Here is a 14,563-nt window from a genome sequence, read left to right as displayed (position 1 = left end):
CTACAACCACGCCCTCTTCATGACGGCCGGACTTCCCTCCGACCGCACCGGCACGCGTGTCCAGGAGCCGCCCGCACCGGCAGTGCGCGGACGACCACCTCGGCGCCGTACCCGCGCACCCCCTCGTACAGGGCAACTCAGCAACTCAGGGAAGGACTCCCGTCCGTGGCCACCTCGAATCCCACCCGGGACGCATACGCCCCGCCACCCGGCGGTTCCCCGCAGACACCGGACCGGTCCCGTCGGCAGACCTGGCGGAGCCGGCTGTGGCGGTTCGACGACAAGGCATCGCCGTACGCCTACATAGCCCCGTTCTTCCTCGTCTTCGGCGCCTTCGGGCTCTATCCGCTGCTGTACACCGGATGGATCGCCCTGCACCGCGTGGAGATGACCGGCCTGGACCGGATGGAGTGGGTCGGCTGGGACAACTTCGACAAGATCCTGCACGACTCCGAGTTCTGGACGGCCCTCAGTAACACCTTCCTGATCGGCGTCATGTCGACCGTCCCGCAACTGCTGGTCGCGCTGGGCCTGGCCCACCTGCTGAACTACCGGTTGCGCGCCAGCACGTTCTGGCGGACGGTCGTTCTCACCCCGTACGCCACCTCGGTGGCCTCCGCGGCCCTCGTCTTCGCCCTGGTCTTCCGGGCCGACGGCGGCCTGCTGAACTGGGTGCTGCACTTCATCGGTCTCGGCGACACCAACTGGGCCAACGGCCACTGGACTTCGAAGATCGCGATCTCCGTCATCGTGATCTGGCGCTGGACGGGCTACAACACCCTGATCTACCTGGCCGCCATGCAGGCCGTACCGGCCGATCTCTACGAGGCCGCGTCACTGGACGGCGCGTCGCGCTGGCAGCAATTCCGCAAGGTGACCATCCCCTCGCTGCGGCCCACGATCCTCTTCACGATCGTCATCTCGACCATCGGTTCCATGCAGTTGTTCGGTGAGCCGCTGCTGCTGGAGGGCGGCAGGCTCGGAGCCACCGGCGGCAACGAGAATCAGTACGAGACGCTCAGCGTCTACCTCTACAACTACGGCTGGAATCTCGGGCACCTCGGTCCGGCCGCCGCAGTGGCCTGGGCGATGCTCGCCCTCCTGCTGATCATCGCCGCGGTCAACTGGCTCATCGGCCGCTTCGTACGCACATCCGCGGTCTGACCGGGAGCGAATTCCATGACCATGACCAGCCCCATCAAAGCCCCGGAACTCGGCCGCCCGAGCACACCCCACCGGGCCACGCGGCGCCCATCCCGCTTCAGGCCGGGCGCGGGCAAGCAGTTGCAGGGCGGCCCGTTCGCCTACATCGCCCTGACCGTCGTCGGTATCGGCTCGCTCCTGCCGCTCTACTGGACGCTCGTGGCCGCGTCCCACACCCAGGACGAAGTGCTCGCCACCACACCGCCGTTCCTGCCGGGCGGGCGGCTCCTGCACAACCTCGACGCGGCCTGGAACCAGGCACACCTCGGCAAGGCGATCGTCAACAGCGTCATCGTCTCCTCCTGCATCACGGCGGCGACGCTCTTCTTCTGCACCCTGGCCGGCTACGCCTTCGCCAAGATGCGCTTCACCGGCCGCGGCGCGCTGATGACCGGGGTCATCGCCACGCTCACGATCCCGCCGCAGCTCAGCGTCGTCCCGCTGTTCATGATGATGTCCGACATAGGCTGGGGCGGAAAGCTGGAGTCAGTGATCTTCCCGACCCTGGTGAGCGCGTTCGGGGTGTTCTTCATGCGGCAGTACCTCACCGAGGCGCTGCCCTACGAACTCATCGAGGCTGCCAAGATCGACGGCGCGAACAACTTCCGCATCGTGCGGAGCGTGGTGCTCCCGGTGGCCCGCCCCGCGATGATGGTGCTGGGGATGCTGACCTTCGTGCAGGCCTGGAACGACTTCTTCTGGCCCTACCTCGCCCTCAATCAGCAGAATCCCACGCTCCAGGTGGCCCTCGGCCAGCTGAGTGCCTCCTACACCCCCGACCAGAGCATCGTGATGGCCGGTGCGCTGATCAGCACCCTGCCGCTGCTCGTGGTCTTCGTGATCTTCGGCAAGCAGATCGTCGGCGGGATCATGTCCGGCGCCGTCAAGGGGTGACCGCGCGTCACCCGCCGTTCCCCAGGCACCCGTACGGCCTGTTTCCCTGACCGCGGGCCGTACGGGCCCTGGAGCCCCAACCGCTTACCTGCCCCTGTTCGTCCACTCCTGGGAGCGCTCCCGCATGACTGCTGTACGACCCGCCACCGCCCCGAAGCAGGCGCCCGAGGCGGCGGACTTTCCGACCGGTTTCGTCTGGGGGGCGGCCACCGCCGCCTACCAGGTCGAGGGCGCCGCGGCCGAGGACGGCCGCACCCCTTCCATCTGGGACACCTTCAGCCGCACTCCGGGCAAGGTCCGCAACGGCGACACCGGAGACATCGCCGCCGACCACTACCACCGCTACCGCGACGACGTGGCGCTGATGAAGCGGCTCGGCCTGAAGGCCTACCGCTTCTCCGTCTCCTGGTCCCGGGTGCAGCCCACCGGGCGCGGCCCCGCCGTCGAACGCGGACTGGACTTCTACCGCAAGCTCGTCGACGAACTCCTCGAAGCGGGCATCGCACCCGTCGCCACCCTCTACCACTGGGACCTGCCCCAGGAGCTGGAGGACGCCGGCGGCTGGCCCCAGCGGGTGACCGCCGAGCGCTTCGCCGACTACGCCGCCATCATGGCCGACGCCCTCGGCGACCGCGTCAGCACCTGGACGACCCTCAACGAGCCGTGGTGCTCGGCCTTCCTCGGATACGGGTCGGGCGTGCACGCCCCCGGCCGCACCGAGCCGGCCGCCGCGCTGCGGGCCGCCCACCATCTCAACCTCGCCCATGGCCGGGCGATCGAGGTTCTGCGCAACCAACTCCCCGCTGCCGCGCAGACCTCGGTCACCCTCAATCTCCACCAGGTCCGCCCGCTGACCGGCAGCGCGGCCGACGCGGACGCCGCCCGTCGGATCGACGCGGTGGGCAACCGGGTCTTCACCGGCCCGATGCTGCGCGGCGCGTACCCCGAGGACCTGATCGCCGACACCTCGCACCTGGTGGACTGGTCGAAGCTGGTCCAGGCCGGCGACCTGGCCGCCATCTCCCGTCCGGTCGACGTCCTCGGCGTCAACTACTACACGCCGACGCTGGTCTCCACGCCCGCGGACGGTTCCGGCGACTCGCGCGACGACGGCCACGGCAACAGTGACCACTCCCCGTGGCCCGGCTCCGAGCACGTCGCCTTCCACCTCGCCGAGGGCAGGAAGCGCACCGCGATGAACTGGGCGATCGACCCCGACGGGCTGTACAACCTGCTCATCGACGTCTCCCGGGACAACCCGGGCCTGCCGCTGATGGTCACCGAGAACGGCGCGGCCTTCGACGACTACGTCTCGCCCGAGGGCCTGGTGGAGGACCCCGAGCGGATCGAGTACCTGCGCGGCCACCTCGACGCCGTACAGCGGGCCGTGGCCGACGGCGCGGACGTCCGCGGCTACTTCCTGTGGTCCCTGATGGACAACTTCGAGTGGGCGTACGGGTACTCGAAGCGGTTCGGCGCCGTCTACGTCGACTACGCCACCCAGCGCCGCATCCCCAAGGCGAGCGCCCACTGGTACGCCGACGTCATCCGCCGCCACGCACTGCCCCCGGCCCCCGACCTCGCCTGACCCCGTAGCGCCTCACCCCACTCCGCACGACCCCTGAGACCCGACTCCGTACGCCTCCGACGATTCCGTACGACCCCGAGCCCCGACTCCGTACGCCTGCGACGATTCCGTACGACCCCGAGACCCGACTCCGTACGACCCCCGAGACCCGGCCGCCCGGCGGCCGGGTCTCCGTCGTTTCCGCTCGATCCCGGGCCCACGGAACCCCGGGCCTGCACCCGCGTACTATGGGAGCGCTCCCATGGTACGGAAGTGCCGGGACCGCCGGTCCCGGCCGAGCGGGCAAGGGATTCCCCCCCCGGGACTTGGTTCGGTTATCCGACTGTGAGAAATTGACCGCGAACGGGAGGCAGCCATGACGGCAGCGCGAGTACGGAGCGGGGGGCGGCCCACGCTCGAAGAGGTCGCGGCACGGGCGGGGGTGGGGCGGGGCACGGCCTCGCGGGTCATCAACGGATCCCCGCGGGTCAGCGCGCACACCCGCGAGGCGGTGGAGGCGGCCGTCGCCGAACTGGGGTACGTGCCCAATCGCGCGGCCCGTGCGCTCGCCGGGAACCGCACCGACGCCATAGCCCTGGTCGTGCCCGAGCCGGAGACCCGTTTCTTCGCCGAGCCGTACTTCTCCGACATCGTCCGCGGAGTCGGCGCGGCGCTCGCCGACACCGACATGCAGCTGCTGCTGACCCTCGTCGGCAGCGACCGCGAGCGCCGGAGGCTGGCGCAGTATCTGACCGCGCACCGCGTCGACGGCGTGCTGCTGGTCTCCGTCCACGCCGACGATCCGCTGCCCGACCTGCTGGAGCAGCTCGGCATGCCGGCCGTGATGAGCGGCCGCAGGTCCGCCACCGAACCGCTCGCCTCGGTCGACTCCGACAACTTCGAGGGCGCGCGCGCCGCCGTCGACCACCTGATCTCCCGGGGCCGCCGCTCCATCGCGACGATCACCGGGCGCCTCGACGTCTACGGGGCGCGGCGCCGCCTCGACGGCTACCGCAAGGCGGTCTCCGCGGCCGGCCTGGGACCGGACGAGGAGCTGATCGCCCGCGCCGACTTCTCCGAGCAGGGCGGCGGGCAGGCCATGCGCGATCTGCTCGCCCGCCGCCCCGATGTCGACGCGGTCTTCGCCGCCTCCGACGTCATGGCCGCGGGCGCCCGCCAGGTGCTCCGTGAGGCGGGCCGGCGCGTCCCGGACGACGTGGCCCTCATCGGCTTCGACGACTCGGCCGTGGCCCGGCACATGGACCCGCCGCTGACCAGCGTGCGCCAGCCGATCGAGGAGATGGGCCGAACGATGGCCCGGGTACTGCTCCAGGAGATCGCGGGCGAGAACGAGGAGCGTCCGCAGATCGTGCTCCCCACGGAACTGGTCGTCCGCGACTCCTCGTGACGGCCGTCACACGGCCGCCCGGTGAGGGCGGCTCAGATACGAGAAGGGCCCCGGTCGATGACCGGGGCCCTTCCCTTCAGGGTGAGTAACGGGACTCGAACCCGCGACATCCTGGACCACAACCAGGTGCTCTACCATCTGAGCTATACCCACCATGTCCGGTCTTTTTCTGACCGGCCGAGAAAAAGTGTACAGGGTCCGAGCGGGTGCTCGCGCCCCAGTTGTTCAGCCGCTGATCCCAGCCCCCGAAAGGCCTATGACCAGCGGCTTCGCAGACCCCTACGGCGTGGGCGGCGCGACCCGTGCCGCGATCGTCCTGGCCTGCTCCGAGTCCGGCCCGGGCTGCGGCACGAAGATCGCCTCGCGGTAGTAGCGCAGCTCCGTGATCGAGTCACGGATGTCCGCGAGCGCCCGGTGGTTGCCGTTCTTGGCCGGACTGTTGAAGTACGCCTTCGGGTACCAGCGGCGCGCCAGCTCCTTGACCGAGGACACGTCGACGATCCGGTAGTGGAGGTAAGTCTCCAGGGCTGACATGTCCCGCGCCAGGAAGCCGCGGTCGGTGGAGACCGAGTTTCCGCAGAGCGGGGCCTTGCCGGGCTCCTTCACGTGCTCGCGGACGTAGGCCAGCACCTGGGCCTCGGCGTCGGCCAGCGTGGTGCCTCCGGCCAGCTCGTCGAGGAGGCCCGAGGCGGTGTGCATCTGGCGCACCACCTCGGGCATCGTCTCCAGGGCCGCGTCCGGCGGGCGGATCACGATGTCCACCCCTTCGCCGAGCACGTTCAACTCCGAGTCGGTGACCAGTGCGGCCACCTCGATGAGTGCGTCTTCCGTCAACGAGAGCCCGGTCATCTCGCAGTCGATCCACACCATGCGGTCGTTCATGGTCCCCAGCCTACGGGGCACTCCGTTGACCCGGCAGGGTCGGGCGCCCGGCGGTGTACGCGTCGGGGCCCGGTTTCCCGTGCTCCGGCTGCCCCGCCCCGACCGTCGCCGACGTGACGGCGTGCGGACCCGGCTGGGCGGCCGCGGAGGTGGCCCGCCGGCCCGCCGAGGCGCCCTGGGCCGGCACGAGCGGCTCGATCGCCGACGCGAGGACCTCCGTGCCGCCGCCCTGTGGGCGGCGGGCCCGGTAGGCGGCCCGGTACGCGGCGGGGGAGGAGCCCAGCTGGCGCCGGAAGTGCCCGCGCAGCGCGACCGGCGAGCGGAAGCCGCAGCGGCCCGCGACCTCGTCGACCGAGTACTCGGACGTCTCCAGCAGCCGCTGCGCCTGCAGCACGCGCTGGGTGATCAGCCACTGGAGCGGTGCGCTGCCGGTGAGCGAGCGGAACCTGCGGTCGAAGGTCCGCCTGCTCATGTAGGCACGCGCGGCCAGCGTCTCCACGTCGAACTGCTCGTGGAGATGCTCCAGCGCCCAGGCCACGACCTCGGCGAGCGGGTCGGAGCCGATCTCCTCCGGTAAAGACCTGTCGAGGTAGCGCTCCTGACCGCCACTGCGCCGCGGCGGCACGACGAGCCGGCGGGCCAGTGCCCCGGCGGCCTCCGTGCCGTGGTCCGTGCGGACTATGTGCAGACAGAGATCGATCCCGGCCGCTGTCCCGGCGGAGGTGAGCACATCGCCGTCGTCGACGAAGAGCTCGCGGGGATCGACGTGGACCGACGGATAGCGCTTGGCCAGCGTCGGTGCGTACATCCAGTGCGTGGTCGCCGGGCGGCCGTCCAGCAGACCGGCGGCGGCGAGTACGAACGCCCCGGTGCACAGCCCGACGATGCGGGCCCCCTCTTCATGGGCTCGGCGCAGCGCGTCCAGTGCCTCCGCGGGCGGCGGAGAGGTGATCGAACGCCAGGCGGGCACCACGACGGTGCCGGCCCTGCTGATCGCCTCCAGCCCGTAGGGCGCGGTGAGTTCGAGTCCCCCGGTGGTCCGCAGCGGTCCCTCTTCCCCGCCGCAGACGAGGAGCCGGTAGCGCGGAACTCCCGCGTCCTGGCGGTCGATTCCGAACACGGAGAGCGGGATCGAGCTCTCGAAGATGGGGCCGCCGCTGAACAGCAGCACGGCGACGACTTCTCGTCGTCGTCGTCCACTGAGCTTCCGTACAGCCTCCGTTGCGGCGGCGGAGTCCTGGCTCATGACGCTAAGCCCCCCTCGGTGTTCACGTCTCCCTGGTCCTTACGGGCCTGTCGCTCCTGCACGTTTCCCCTCGGTCCTGCATGAGACCCCCGTCTACCCAAGATCGAATCTACTGCGTCCCGTGGTGCCGACGTGACAAGTTCACCAACCGGCGTTATGTCGACAAGGCAACTTGGCGGGAAGCATTCGATCACGAAGGGTTTCACTCGGCGGCCGTGCAGGGAAGTGCGCCGCGCCTTGATGGCCCGTCCCCATCGGGTGGAAGCGTACCGCGCGGTCTCTTCCTGCCTGGTGGCAAGGGGGTTGATCGGCCAATTCGGCAAGGAAGCGACAGGGGTATGAAGTTGGCTGAAAATAGATGGTTGTGCATACGTGATTCAGTCATTGGACCGGCGCACAACCTCGGTGAACGGTCACTTCTTTGCGCCCCTTGGGCAGGTCTGGCGGCCGATCGTACGGAATGATGCGGCGCCCGCGGCGGCAGCCGGATCCCGACCGGTGGGCCGGTATCGGTCCGTCGGCCGGCGAAGGGGTCCGGGCGGGGCGGACGGGCCGGAGTGGACGCGGCGTGACTCCCGGGGGTGGATCGCCGGCCCGGCGATCGGTGGTGGGGCGGTGATCTCTCCGGGGGGACGGCGGTTCCCGGCCGGGCGCAGGGGGTTACGGATACGGTCCGGCCGGTCACCCCTCGGAGCCGTCCTGTCCCGTCGGCGTCGATGTACAGCGCAACCGGCATTGCCATACGGGTCCGCCTCGGGCATGCTCCGTGAAACGTCGCACGCGCTTTGCGCGGGTCTGGGCAGTGGAGGAGTGGCGCCGTACCCTTGGGGGTAAGGGGTTGGGAAGATGATTCCCGGACACCGCAACACCGCCCGCTGACGCACCTTCCCCACGTCGCTCTCCTCACGAGGACTCTCTTCGCCGAGACACCGATGGCCGGTCACGAAATCCCTGAACCCGCCGACCGCAAGCAGGTAGCCGACCCCATGTCGGGCCCGCAGGCGGCCGAAGAAACACGTCATTCCTGCGATCCCGCCTTCCGGCATGGGGTCGTGGTCGGCTTCGACGGCTCGACCTCCAGTGAGCGCGCCCTCGCATACGCCATCGGCATGGCCCGAAGATCGGGTTCGGGCCTGATCATCGTCCACGTCGCCAATCGGCTGCCGACCACGGTCTGGGCAGGCTGCGAGCCGCCCGTCTTCGTCGATGTGCCCGATCACCGCACCGAGGTGCTCGGCCTGGAGCTCGCCTGTGCGGACTACCTGACCGAGGTTCCCTGGGTGCTCGTCGAGCGCGGCGGGGACATCTGCCACGAGCTGGAGGAGGTCGGCCGGGAGTACTCGGCCGACGCCATCGTCGTCGGCTCCACGCACGGCATCGTCGGCCGCATCTTCGGCTCGGTGGCGGGGCGTCTCGCGCGCCGCGCGCAGCGCCCGGTCGTCGTCATCCCCTGAGCGTTCCCCGTCCCGAAGCCCCCTGTCGTCACCCCTGTCACAGCAGCGGACCCTCGCGGCCGACGTGGCGTCAACTCGACTGTGGAAACCGGCAATCCATTGCTGTGCAGAGGTGGATTGTGCGCTTGTGAAGGGTACATAAGGGTCACTGGGAAGCAGGACCACTGCATGTGAAGGGAGCCCGCCGTGGACAAAGACGTCTCTGCGGGAAGCACCAGCACCGCTACCCTCGGCCATCTCGCCCTGGGACTCACCCTGTTGGCGTTCGGTATCGGTCACACCGGGGTCGTGGACGGTGTGACGGCGGCCGACGCCGTCTCGCTCGCGCTCTATGTCGGCGGTATCGCCCTGTTCGTCGCCGGACTCCTGGAGTTCCGTGCGGGCAGCGGCTTCACCGGCACGGCCTTCGCCGGGCTCGGCGCCTTCTGGTTCACCTGGGGCACCGGCGCCGGCGCGCACGTCTCCAGCCATGCGGCAGGGCTGTTCCTGCTGCTATGGGCCCTGTTCGCGCTCAGCCTGGCCCTCGGCGCGACCGGTGGCGGTCTGCTCGGCCGGGGAACGTACGGACTGCTGTTCCTGGCGCTCCTGCTCCTGGCCGTCGGGCAGTTCGCGGACAGCGGGAGCCTGGCGAAGGCGGGCGGCTGGTTCGCCGCCGCGTCCGGCCTCGCCGCCTGGTACGGGGCCACGGCGGCCCTCGCCAACTGGCCCACGGCACTGCCGGGTCGCGCTGCCGGCCGGGGTGTGACAGCCACCGGCTAGTCGGGCACCGGAGGTCTTGGCCGGGAGCCCGGCCAAGACCTCCAGCACCCTTCGAGGCAGCGACCGGGCCGGTGCCCCGGGGCAGTCACCGGCCCGCACGGGAGCGGCCCCGTACCCGCGGTGGCGGTGGGTACGGGGCCGTTCTGCCGGACCGGGACTACTCGACGGTGACGGACTTCGCCAGGTTGCGGGGCTTGTCGATGTCGCGGCCCATGGCCAGGGCCGTGTGGTACGCGAAGAGCTGGAGCGGGATGCCCATCAGGATCGGGTCCAGCTCGTTCTCGTTCTTCGGCACGACGATGGTGTGGTCGGCCTTCTCCTGCACCTGGTGGGCGACGGCGAGGATGCGGCCGCTGCGGGCCTTGATCTCCTCCATCGCGGCGCGGTTCTTCTCCAGCAGATCGTCGTCCGGCACGATCGCGACCGTCGGCATCGCGGGCTCGATCAGCGCGAGCGGCCCGTGCTTCAACTCGGAGGCGGGGTACGCCTCCGCGTGGATGTACGAGACCTCCTTGAGCTTCAGCGAGGCCTCACGGGCGACGGGATAGCCGCGCACCCGGCCGATGAACATCATCGACTTGGCGTCCGCGTACTCGGCCGCCATCTTCTTGATCTCGTCCTCGTTCGCCAGGATCTCGCTGATCTGGGCGGGCAGCCTGCGCAGCCCCTCGATGATCCGCTTGCCGTCGGCGACCGACAGGTCCCGGATCCGGCCCAGGTGCAGGGCGAGCAGCGCGAACGCGACGACCGTGTTGGTGAAGCACTTGGTGGAGACGACGCAGACCTCGGGGCCGGCGTGGACGTACGTACCGCCGTCGGCCTCCCGGGCGATCGCCGAACCCACCACGTTGACGACGCCGAGCACCCGGGCGCCCTTGCGCTTGAGCTCCTGGACGGCGGCCAGCACGTCGTACGTCTCACCGGACTGGGAGACCGCGACGTACAGGGTGTCCGGGTCGACGACCGGGTTGCGGTAGCGGAACTCGGAGGCGGGCTCGGCGTCCGCGGGGATGCGGGCGAGCTCCTCGATCAGCTGTGCGCCGATCTGGCCCGCGTGGTACGAGGTGCCGCAGCCCAGGATCTTGATCCGGCGCACCCCGCGCGCCTCGCGGGCGTCCAGGTTCAGGCCGCCCAGGTGCACGGTGGCGAACCGGTCGTCGATCCGGCCACGCAGCACCCGGTCGACGGCGTCGGCCTGCTCGGAGATCTCCTTGTGCATGTACGTGTCGTGGCCGCCCATGTCGTACGACTCGGCCTCCCACTCCACGGTGGTCGGCGTGGCCGTCGTGGACGAGCCCTCCGTCGTGTACGTACGGAAGTCGTCGGCCTTGAGGGTGGCCATCTCGCCGTCGTCCAGGGTGACGACCTGGCGGGTGTGGGCGACCAGCGCGGCGACGTCCGAGGCGACGAACATCTCCTTCTCGCCGATGCCGAGGACGACCGGGGAGCCGTTGCGGGCGACCACGATGCGGTCGTTGAAGTCGGCGTGCAGGACGGCGATGCCGTACGTGCCCTCGACCGAGCGCAGCGCCTCGCGGACCTTCTCCTCCAGGGAATCGGCCTGGGCACGGGCGATCAGGTGGACCAGCACCTCGGTGTCGGTCTCGGAGAGGAACTCGACACCGTCGGCGACGAGCTTCGCACGGAGCTCGGAGGCGTTGTCGATGATGCCGTTGTGGACGACGGCGACCTTGTTGTCGGCGTCCAGGTGCGGGTGCGCGTTCTCGTCGCTCGGGGCGCCGTGGGTGGCCCAGCGGGTGTGGGCGATACCGGTGGTGCCGGTGAAACGCTTGGGAACGCGGGCCTCCAGCTCGCGGACCCGGCCCTTCGCCTTGACCATCTTCAGGGCGGCGGGCTTCCCGGCCGACGCCTTGCCGGTGATGACGATGCCCGCGGAGTCGTAACCCCGGTACTCCAGCCGCTGCAGCCCTTCCAGCAGCAGCGGAGCCACATCACGCTTCCCGATATATCCGACGATTCCGCACATAAAGTCTCTGCCCCTCCATCGACGTACCTGTGGTGCCCGTCGCTCAGCCGTAGACGATGCGGCGCAGCTGGCGGAGCGAAAGCTCCGGCGGTGCGACCGCCCGGTGCGGCAGTTCGGCCGCGATCCGCTCGAAGATCTCCGTGTTCACCAGGCCCCCGGACTGCAGTTCCCGGTGGCGGCGGCGGACGAATTCATCGGTCGTCTCGTCGAAGTACGCCAGCACGTCGAGGATCACCCGGGTGGCTTCACCGCGCTGGAGCGCGGTGCTGCGCACCAGGTGATCGATGAGGTCGTCATGCGACGGGCGGCGTTCGAGCACTCGTCGATATTGCTGTGGATGGGGCGCTTACGCAAGAATTCTGCCCGATATCGGGCAGGAGTGTGTGTGATGAGGCTCTCGGTCGGGTCCGATCGGGGTGACCGGTGCGGCTGTGCCTACAGGCGCTTCAGGACGGCCTGCTTGGCGGCGGTGAACTCGTCGTCGGTGAGAATCCCCGCCTGACGCAGCTCCCCGAGCTCCCGCAGCCGGCGCAGCAGCACGTCGTGGTCGTCGGCGGGCGGCGGTGCGATCTCTGCCGGGGCGCCCTCGACGACGTCTTCGGCCCCCGTACCCGCCCCGGCCCCCGTTGCCCCGGTCCCCGCCCCCGTCCGCGCCGCCGCGGACGGCAGCCGGACCAGCACCGCCGCCGCGACCAGTGCCGCCGTGTACTCCTTCTTGGACAGCCCCCACAGATCCAGTGAATACGGGTCGTAGGCGGCCGCCGGAGCCGACGCCGGCCCCGTGTTCCGTACGAAGCGCAGATGCCCGTTCTCCAGGCCGATGGCCGGCAGCCAGTGCACCGCGGTCACCTCCGACACCGGGAAGTCGACCGGACCGCCCGACGTCTTCACCTCCTTGGCCTTCCAGTTCCAGGTGAGGCGGATGACCTTGCCGTCGAACGAGGCCGTGCCGTCCCCGCCGCCCCCGGCGACCGGTACCGGGGGTCCGGGCAGCAGGAAGCCGTCCACCGGCCCGGCGGGCACCTGCTCGATCAGCAGGGCGCTGCGCACCTCCTCGACGAAGTACTCCGCCACGCCACTGCGGTCCTTCTCCACGGCCAGCTGGTACGGATCCGCGGCGTCCTTGAGCCGTCCGTTCGCGGCGCGCAGGACCGGGCAGGCGCCCTCGCGCAGCCGCAGTCGCAGCCGGCCGCCCCTGCGGTCCGGTTCGAAGGCGATGCCCGCCATCGCCCGGAGCGGGACGGCGCACTCACCCAACTCCTGCCGCAGTGGATGGATGCCCTTCCCCCTGCCCGGCACGATCCGCACCGTCCGGCCGTCGAAGGTCCACGTCCCGTCGCGCTGGATTATTTCCGCCATGAGGCGGATTCTCTCAGCCGCATAAGGGGAAGTGGTCTACACCTTGACCATGTGTGAGACAGACGATACGCATGGTGATGGTTCAGTCAGGAGATTCCACAGGTGTGAACCCGTCGAAAGGGACCCGGCTTGTGAGACTGCACAGGACACAGCGCACCGCCCTTCCCCGTCTGCTCGGCTCGCTGCTGCTCGTCACGGCGGCCGGTATCGCCGGCGTCGGCGCGGCGCCGGACGGTAACGCGGCGAGCCGCGGCCCGTCCGCCGCCCCCTCGCCCCGCCCGCTCGGAGAGATACTGCCCGCCCCCGCCGAGGCGAAGCCCGGCGGTGCCCCGTACAGCATCACCGCGAACACCAGGATCCGGGTCGAGGACGACTCCCGCGGGGCCCGGCAGGTCGGCGACTACTTGGCGGGCGTGCTCCGCCCGTCCACCGGCTACGCCCTGCCGGTCACCGGCCGCGGCGGCGACGGCATCCGGCTCCGGCTCGACCCCCACGACAGCGGATCCGGCGCCGAGGGCTACACCCTGAAGTCGAACCCCGGCTCCGTCACCATCACCGCGCGCGACCCGGCAGGGCTCTTCCACGGCGTCCAGACGCTCCGTCAGCTGCTCCCGGCGGATGTGGAGAAGAACAGCCACCAGAAGGGCCCGTGGAAGGTCGCGGGCGGCACGGTCAAGGACGCGCCCCGCTACGCGTACCGCAGCGCCATGCTGGACGTGTCCCGGCACTTCTTCTCCGTCACCGAGGTCAAGCGCTACATCGACCAGCTCGCCCTCTACAAGATGAACAAGCTCCACCTGCACCTCTCCGACGACCAGGGCTGGCGCATCGCCATCGACTCCTGGCCGCGCCTCGCCACGTACGGCGGGCAGACGGAGGTCGGCGGGGGCGTCGGCGGTTACTACACGAAGAGCGACTACAAGGAGATCGTCCGCTACGCCTCCTCCCGCTATCTGGAGGTCGTACCGGAGATCGACATGCCCGGCCACACCAACGCGGCGCTCGCCTCGTACGCGGAGCTGAACTGCGACGGTGTCGCGCCGCCGCTCTACACCGGCACCGCCGTCGGCTTCAGCTCGCTCTGCGTCCCGAAGGCCATCACGTACGACTTCGTCGACGACGTGGTCCGTGAGCTGGCCGAACTCACCCCCGGCAAGTACCTCCACATCGGCGGCGACGAGGCGCACTCCACCAGCCACGCGGACTATGTGACCTTCATGAACAAGGCACAGGCCGTCGTCGCCAAGCACGGCAAGACCGTGATCGGCTGGCACCAGCTGACCGGGGCCACGCCAGTCGAGGGCGCGGTCGCCCAGTACTGGGGTTACGACCAGACGGGCGCGGCCGAACGCAAGCAGGTGGCGGACGCCGCCGTGAACGGCACGCAGCTGGTGCTGTCCCCGGCCGACCGGAGCTACCTCGACATGAAGTACGACAAGGACACCAAGCTGGGCCTGGCCTGGGCCGGTTACGTCTCCGTCCAGCGCAGTTACGACTGGGACCCGGCGGCGTACCTGGACGGCGCTCCGGCGGGCTCCATCCTCGGGGTCGAGGCGCCGCTCTGGTCGGAGACCCTGACCAACAGCGACGAGATCGAGCAGATGGCGTTCCCGAGGCTGCCGGGCGTGGCGGAGCTCGGGTGGTCGCCCGCGGCCACGCACGACTGGGACGCGTACAAGGTGCGGCTCGGCGCGCAGGGGCCGAGGTTCTCCGCGCTCGGCATCAACTACTACCGCGCGCCGCAGGTTCCCTGGGCCGCGGAGTGAGCTGACCGGGGCCGTCCCGCGACCGTGGTGTTCCCGGT

The 14,563-nt window shown here is 70.1% G+C and carries 12 protein-coding genes and 1 tRNA gene; 7 read left to right on the top strand and 6 right to left on the bottom strand.

Annotated elements, in window-relative coordinates:
• Positions 1 to 165 precede the first annotated feature (165 nt).
• The 4 genes from ACFU8Q_RS29685 (at position 166) to ACFU8Q_RS29670 (ending at position 5,072) form a co-directional block, all read left to right on the top strand.
• On the top strand, positions 166 to 1,164 hold the full coding sequence (locus ACFU8Q_RS29685; protein WP_384459431.1) for a carbohydrate ABC transporter permease: 999 nt from the start codon (positions 166 to 168) through the stop codon (positions 1,162 to 1,164).
• Positions 1,165 to 1,179: 15 nt separating this feature from the next.
• Positions 1,180 to 2,097, top strand: a complete 918-nt coding sequence (locus tag ACFU8Q_RS29680; protein WP_384459428.1) for a carbohydrate ABC transporter permease — start codon at positions 1,180 to 1,182, stop codon at positions 2,095 to 2,097.
• A gap of 124 nt (positions 2,098 to 2,221) precedes the next feature.
• A complete protein-coding gene (locus ACFU8Q_RS29675) occupies positions 2,222 to 3,685 on the top strand; it encodes a GH1 family beta-glucosidase (protein WP_384459425.1) in 1,464 nt (487 codons plus the stop codon).
• Positions 3,686 to 4,040: 355 nt separating this feature from the next.
• Complete coding sequence (locus ACFU8Q_RS29670; protein WP_384459422.1) at positions 4,041 to 5,072, top strand: LacI family DNA-binding transcriptional regulator; 1,032 nt, start codon at positions 4,041 to 4,043, stop codon at positions 5,070 to 5,072.
• Between the two features lie 80 nt (positions 5,073 to 5,152).
• Here the strand turns inward: ACFU8Q_RS29670 and ACFU8Q_RS29665 are convergent.
• From ACFU8Q_RS29665 to ACFU8Q_RS29655, 3 genes are all read right to left on the bottom strand, one after another.
• Positions 5,153 to 5,225: transfer RNA gene (locus ACFU8Q_RS29665), tRNA-His, on the bottom strand.
• Positions 5,226 to 5,351: 126 nt separating this feature from the next.
• The gene (orn, locus tag ACFU8Q_RS29660; RefSeq protein ID WP_384459419.1) at positions 5,352 to 5,954 is read right to left on the bottom strand and encodes an oligoribonuclease; all 603 of its coding nucleotides are present in this window, start codon (positions 5,952 to 5,954) and stop codon (positions 5,352 to 5,354) included.
• A 10-nt stretch (positions 5,955 to 5,964) separates the two neighbouring features.
• Positions 5,965 to 7,200, bottom strand: a complete 1,236-nt coding sequence (locus ACFU8Q_RS29655) for a helix-turn-helix domain-containing protein (protein ID WP_384459416.1) — start codon at positions 7,198 to 7,200, stop codon at positions 5,965 to 5,967.
• A 932-nt stretch (positions 7,201 to 8,132) separates the two neighbouring features.
• Here ACFU8Q_RS29655 and ACFU8Q_RS29650 point away from each other — a divergent pair.
• Both ACFU8Q_RS29650 and ACFU8Q_RS29645 read left to right on the top strand, forming a co-directional pair.
• Positions 8,133 to 8,654 carry a universal stress protein gene (locus tag ACFU8Q_RS29650; protein WP_384459413.1) on the top strand — a complete coding sequence of 174 codons (522 nt, stop codon included), beginning with the start codon at positions 8,133 to 8,135 and terminating at the stop codon, positions 8,652 to 8,654.
• A 186-nt stretch (positions 8,655 to 8,840) separates the two neighbouring features.
• A complete protein-coding gene (locus tag ACFU8Q_RS29645) occupies positions 8,841 to 9,413 on the top strand; it encodes an acetate uptake transporter (RefSeq protein ID WP_384459410.1) in 573 nt (190 codons plus the stop codon).
• 157 nt (positions 9,414 to 9,570) lie between these two features.
• Here the strand turns inward: ACFU8Q_RS29645 and glmS are convergent, their stop codons facing one another.
• From glmS to ACFU8Q_RS29630, 3 genes are all read right to left on the bottom strand, one after another.
• A complete protein-coding gene (glmS, locus tag ACFU8Q_RS29640; RefSeq protein ID WP_384459405.1) occupies positions 9,571 to 11,400 on the bottom strand; it encodes a glutamine--fructose-6-phosphate transaminase (isomerizing) in 1,830 nt (609 codons plus the stop codon).
• Positions 11,401 to 11,443: 43 nt separating this feature from the next.
• Positions 11,444 to 11,719 (bottom strand): hypothetical protein, encoded by a 276-nt coding sequence (locus ACFU8Q_RS29635; RefSeq protein WP_384459402.1) that lies wholly within the window; start codon positions 11,717 to 11,719, stop codon positions 11,444 to 11,446.
• Between the two features lie 116 nt (positions 11,720 to 11,835).
• Positions 11,836 to 12,759 carry a DUF4429 domain-containing protein gene (locus ACFU8Q_RS29630; protein WP_384459398.1) on the bottom strand — a complete coding sequence of 308 codons (924 nt, stop codon included), beginning with the start codon at positions 12,757 to 12,759 and terminating at the stop codon, positions 11,836 to 11,838.
• Between the two features lie 131 nt (positions 12,760 to 12,890).
• Here ACFU8Q_RS29630 and ACFU8Q_RS29625 point away from each other — a divergent pair, with 131 nt between their 5' ends.
• Positions 12,891 to 14,525, top strand: coding sequence for a beta-N-acetylhexosaminidase (locus ACFU8Q_RS29625; protein ID WP_384459395.1), 1,635 nt, complete (start codon positions 12,891 to 12,893; stop codon positions 14,523 to 14,525).
• Positions 14,526 to 14,563: the final 38 nt, after the last annotated feature.

This window comes from Streptomyces sp. NPDC057543 (genome assembly GCF_042801895.1).
Classification (GTDB): Bacteria; Actinomycetota; Actinomycetes; order Streptomycetales; family Streptomycetaceae; genus Streptomyces.
This window is presented reverse-complemented; position numbering and strand designations above follow the sequence as displayed.

Excerpts from the sequence above, each read along its gene's own strand:
- ACFU8Q_RS29680 (WP_384459428.1), top strand. The coding sequence starts at position 1,180 with ATGACCATGACCAGCCCCATCAAAGCCCCGGAACTCGGCCGCCCGAGC.
- ACFU8Q_RS29675 (WP_384459425.1), top strand. The coding sequence starts at position 2,222 with ATGACTGCTGTACGACCCGCCACCGCCCCGAAGCAGGCGCCCGAGGCG.
- ACFU8Q_RS29670 (WP_384459422.1), top strand. The coding sequence starts at position 4,041 with ATGACGGCAGCGCGAGTACGGAGCGGGGGGCGGCCCACGCTCGAAGAG.
- orn (WP_384459419.1), bottom strand. The coding sequence starts at position 5,954 with ATGAACGACCGCATGGTGTGGATCGACTGCGAGATGACCGGGCTCTCG.
- ACFU8Q_RS29655 (WP_384459416.1), bottom strand. The coding sequence starts at position 7,200 with ATGAGCCAGGACTCCGCCGCCGCAACGGAGGCTGTACGGAAGCTCAGT.
- ACFU8Q_RS29650 (WP_384459413.1), top strand. The coding sequence starts at position 8,133 with ATGGCCGGTCACGAAATCCCTGAACCCGCCGACCGCAAGCAGGTAGCC.
- glmS (WP_384459405.1), bottom strand. The coding sequence starts at position 11,400 with ATGTGCGGAATCGTCGGATATATCGGGAAGCGTGATGTGGCTCCGCTG.
- ACFU8Q_RS29630 (WP_384459398.1), bottom strand. The coding sequence starts at position 12,759 with ATGGCGGAAATAATCCAGCGCGACGGGACGTGGACCTTCGACGGCCGG.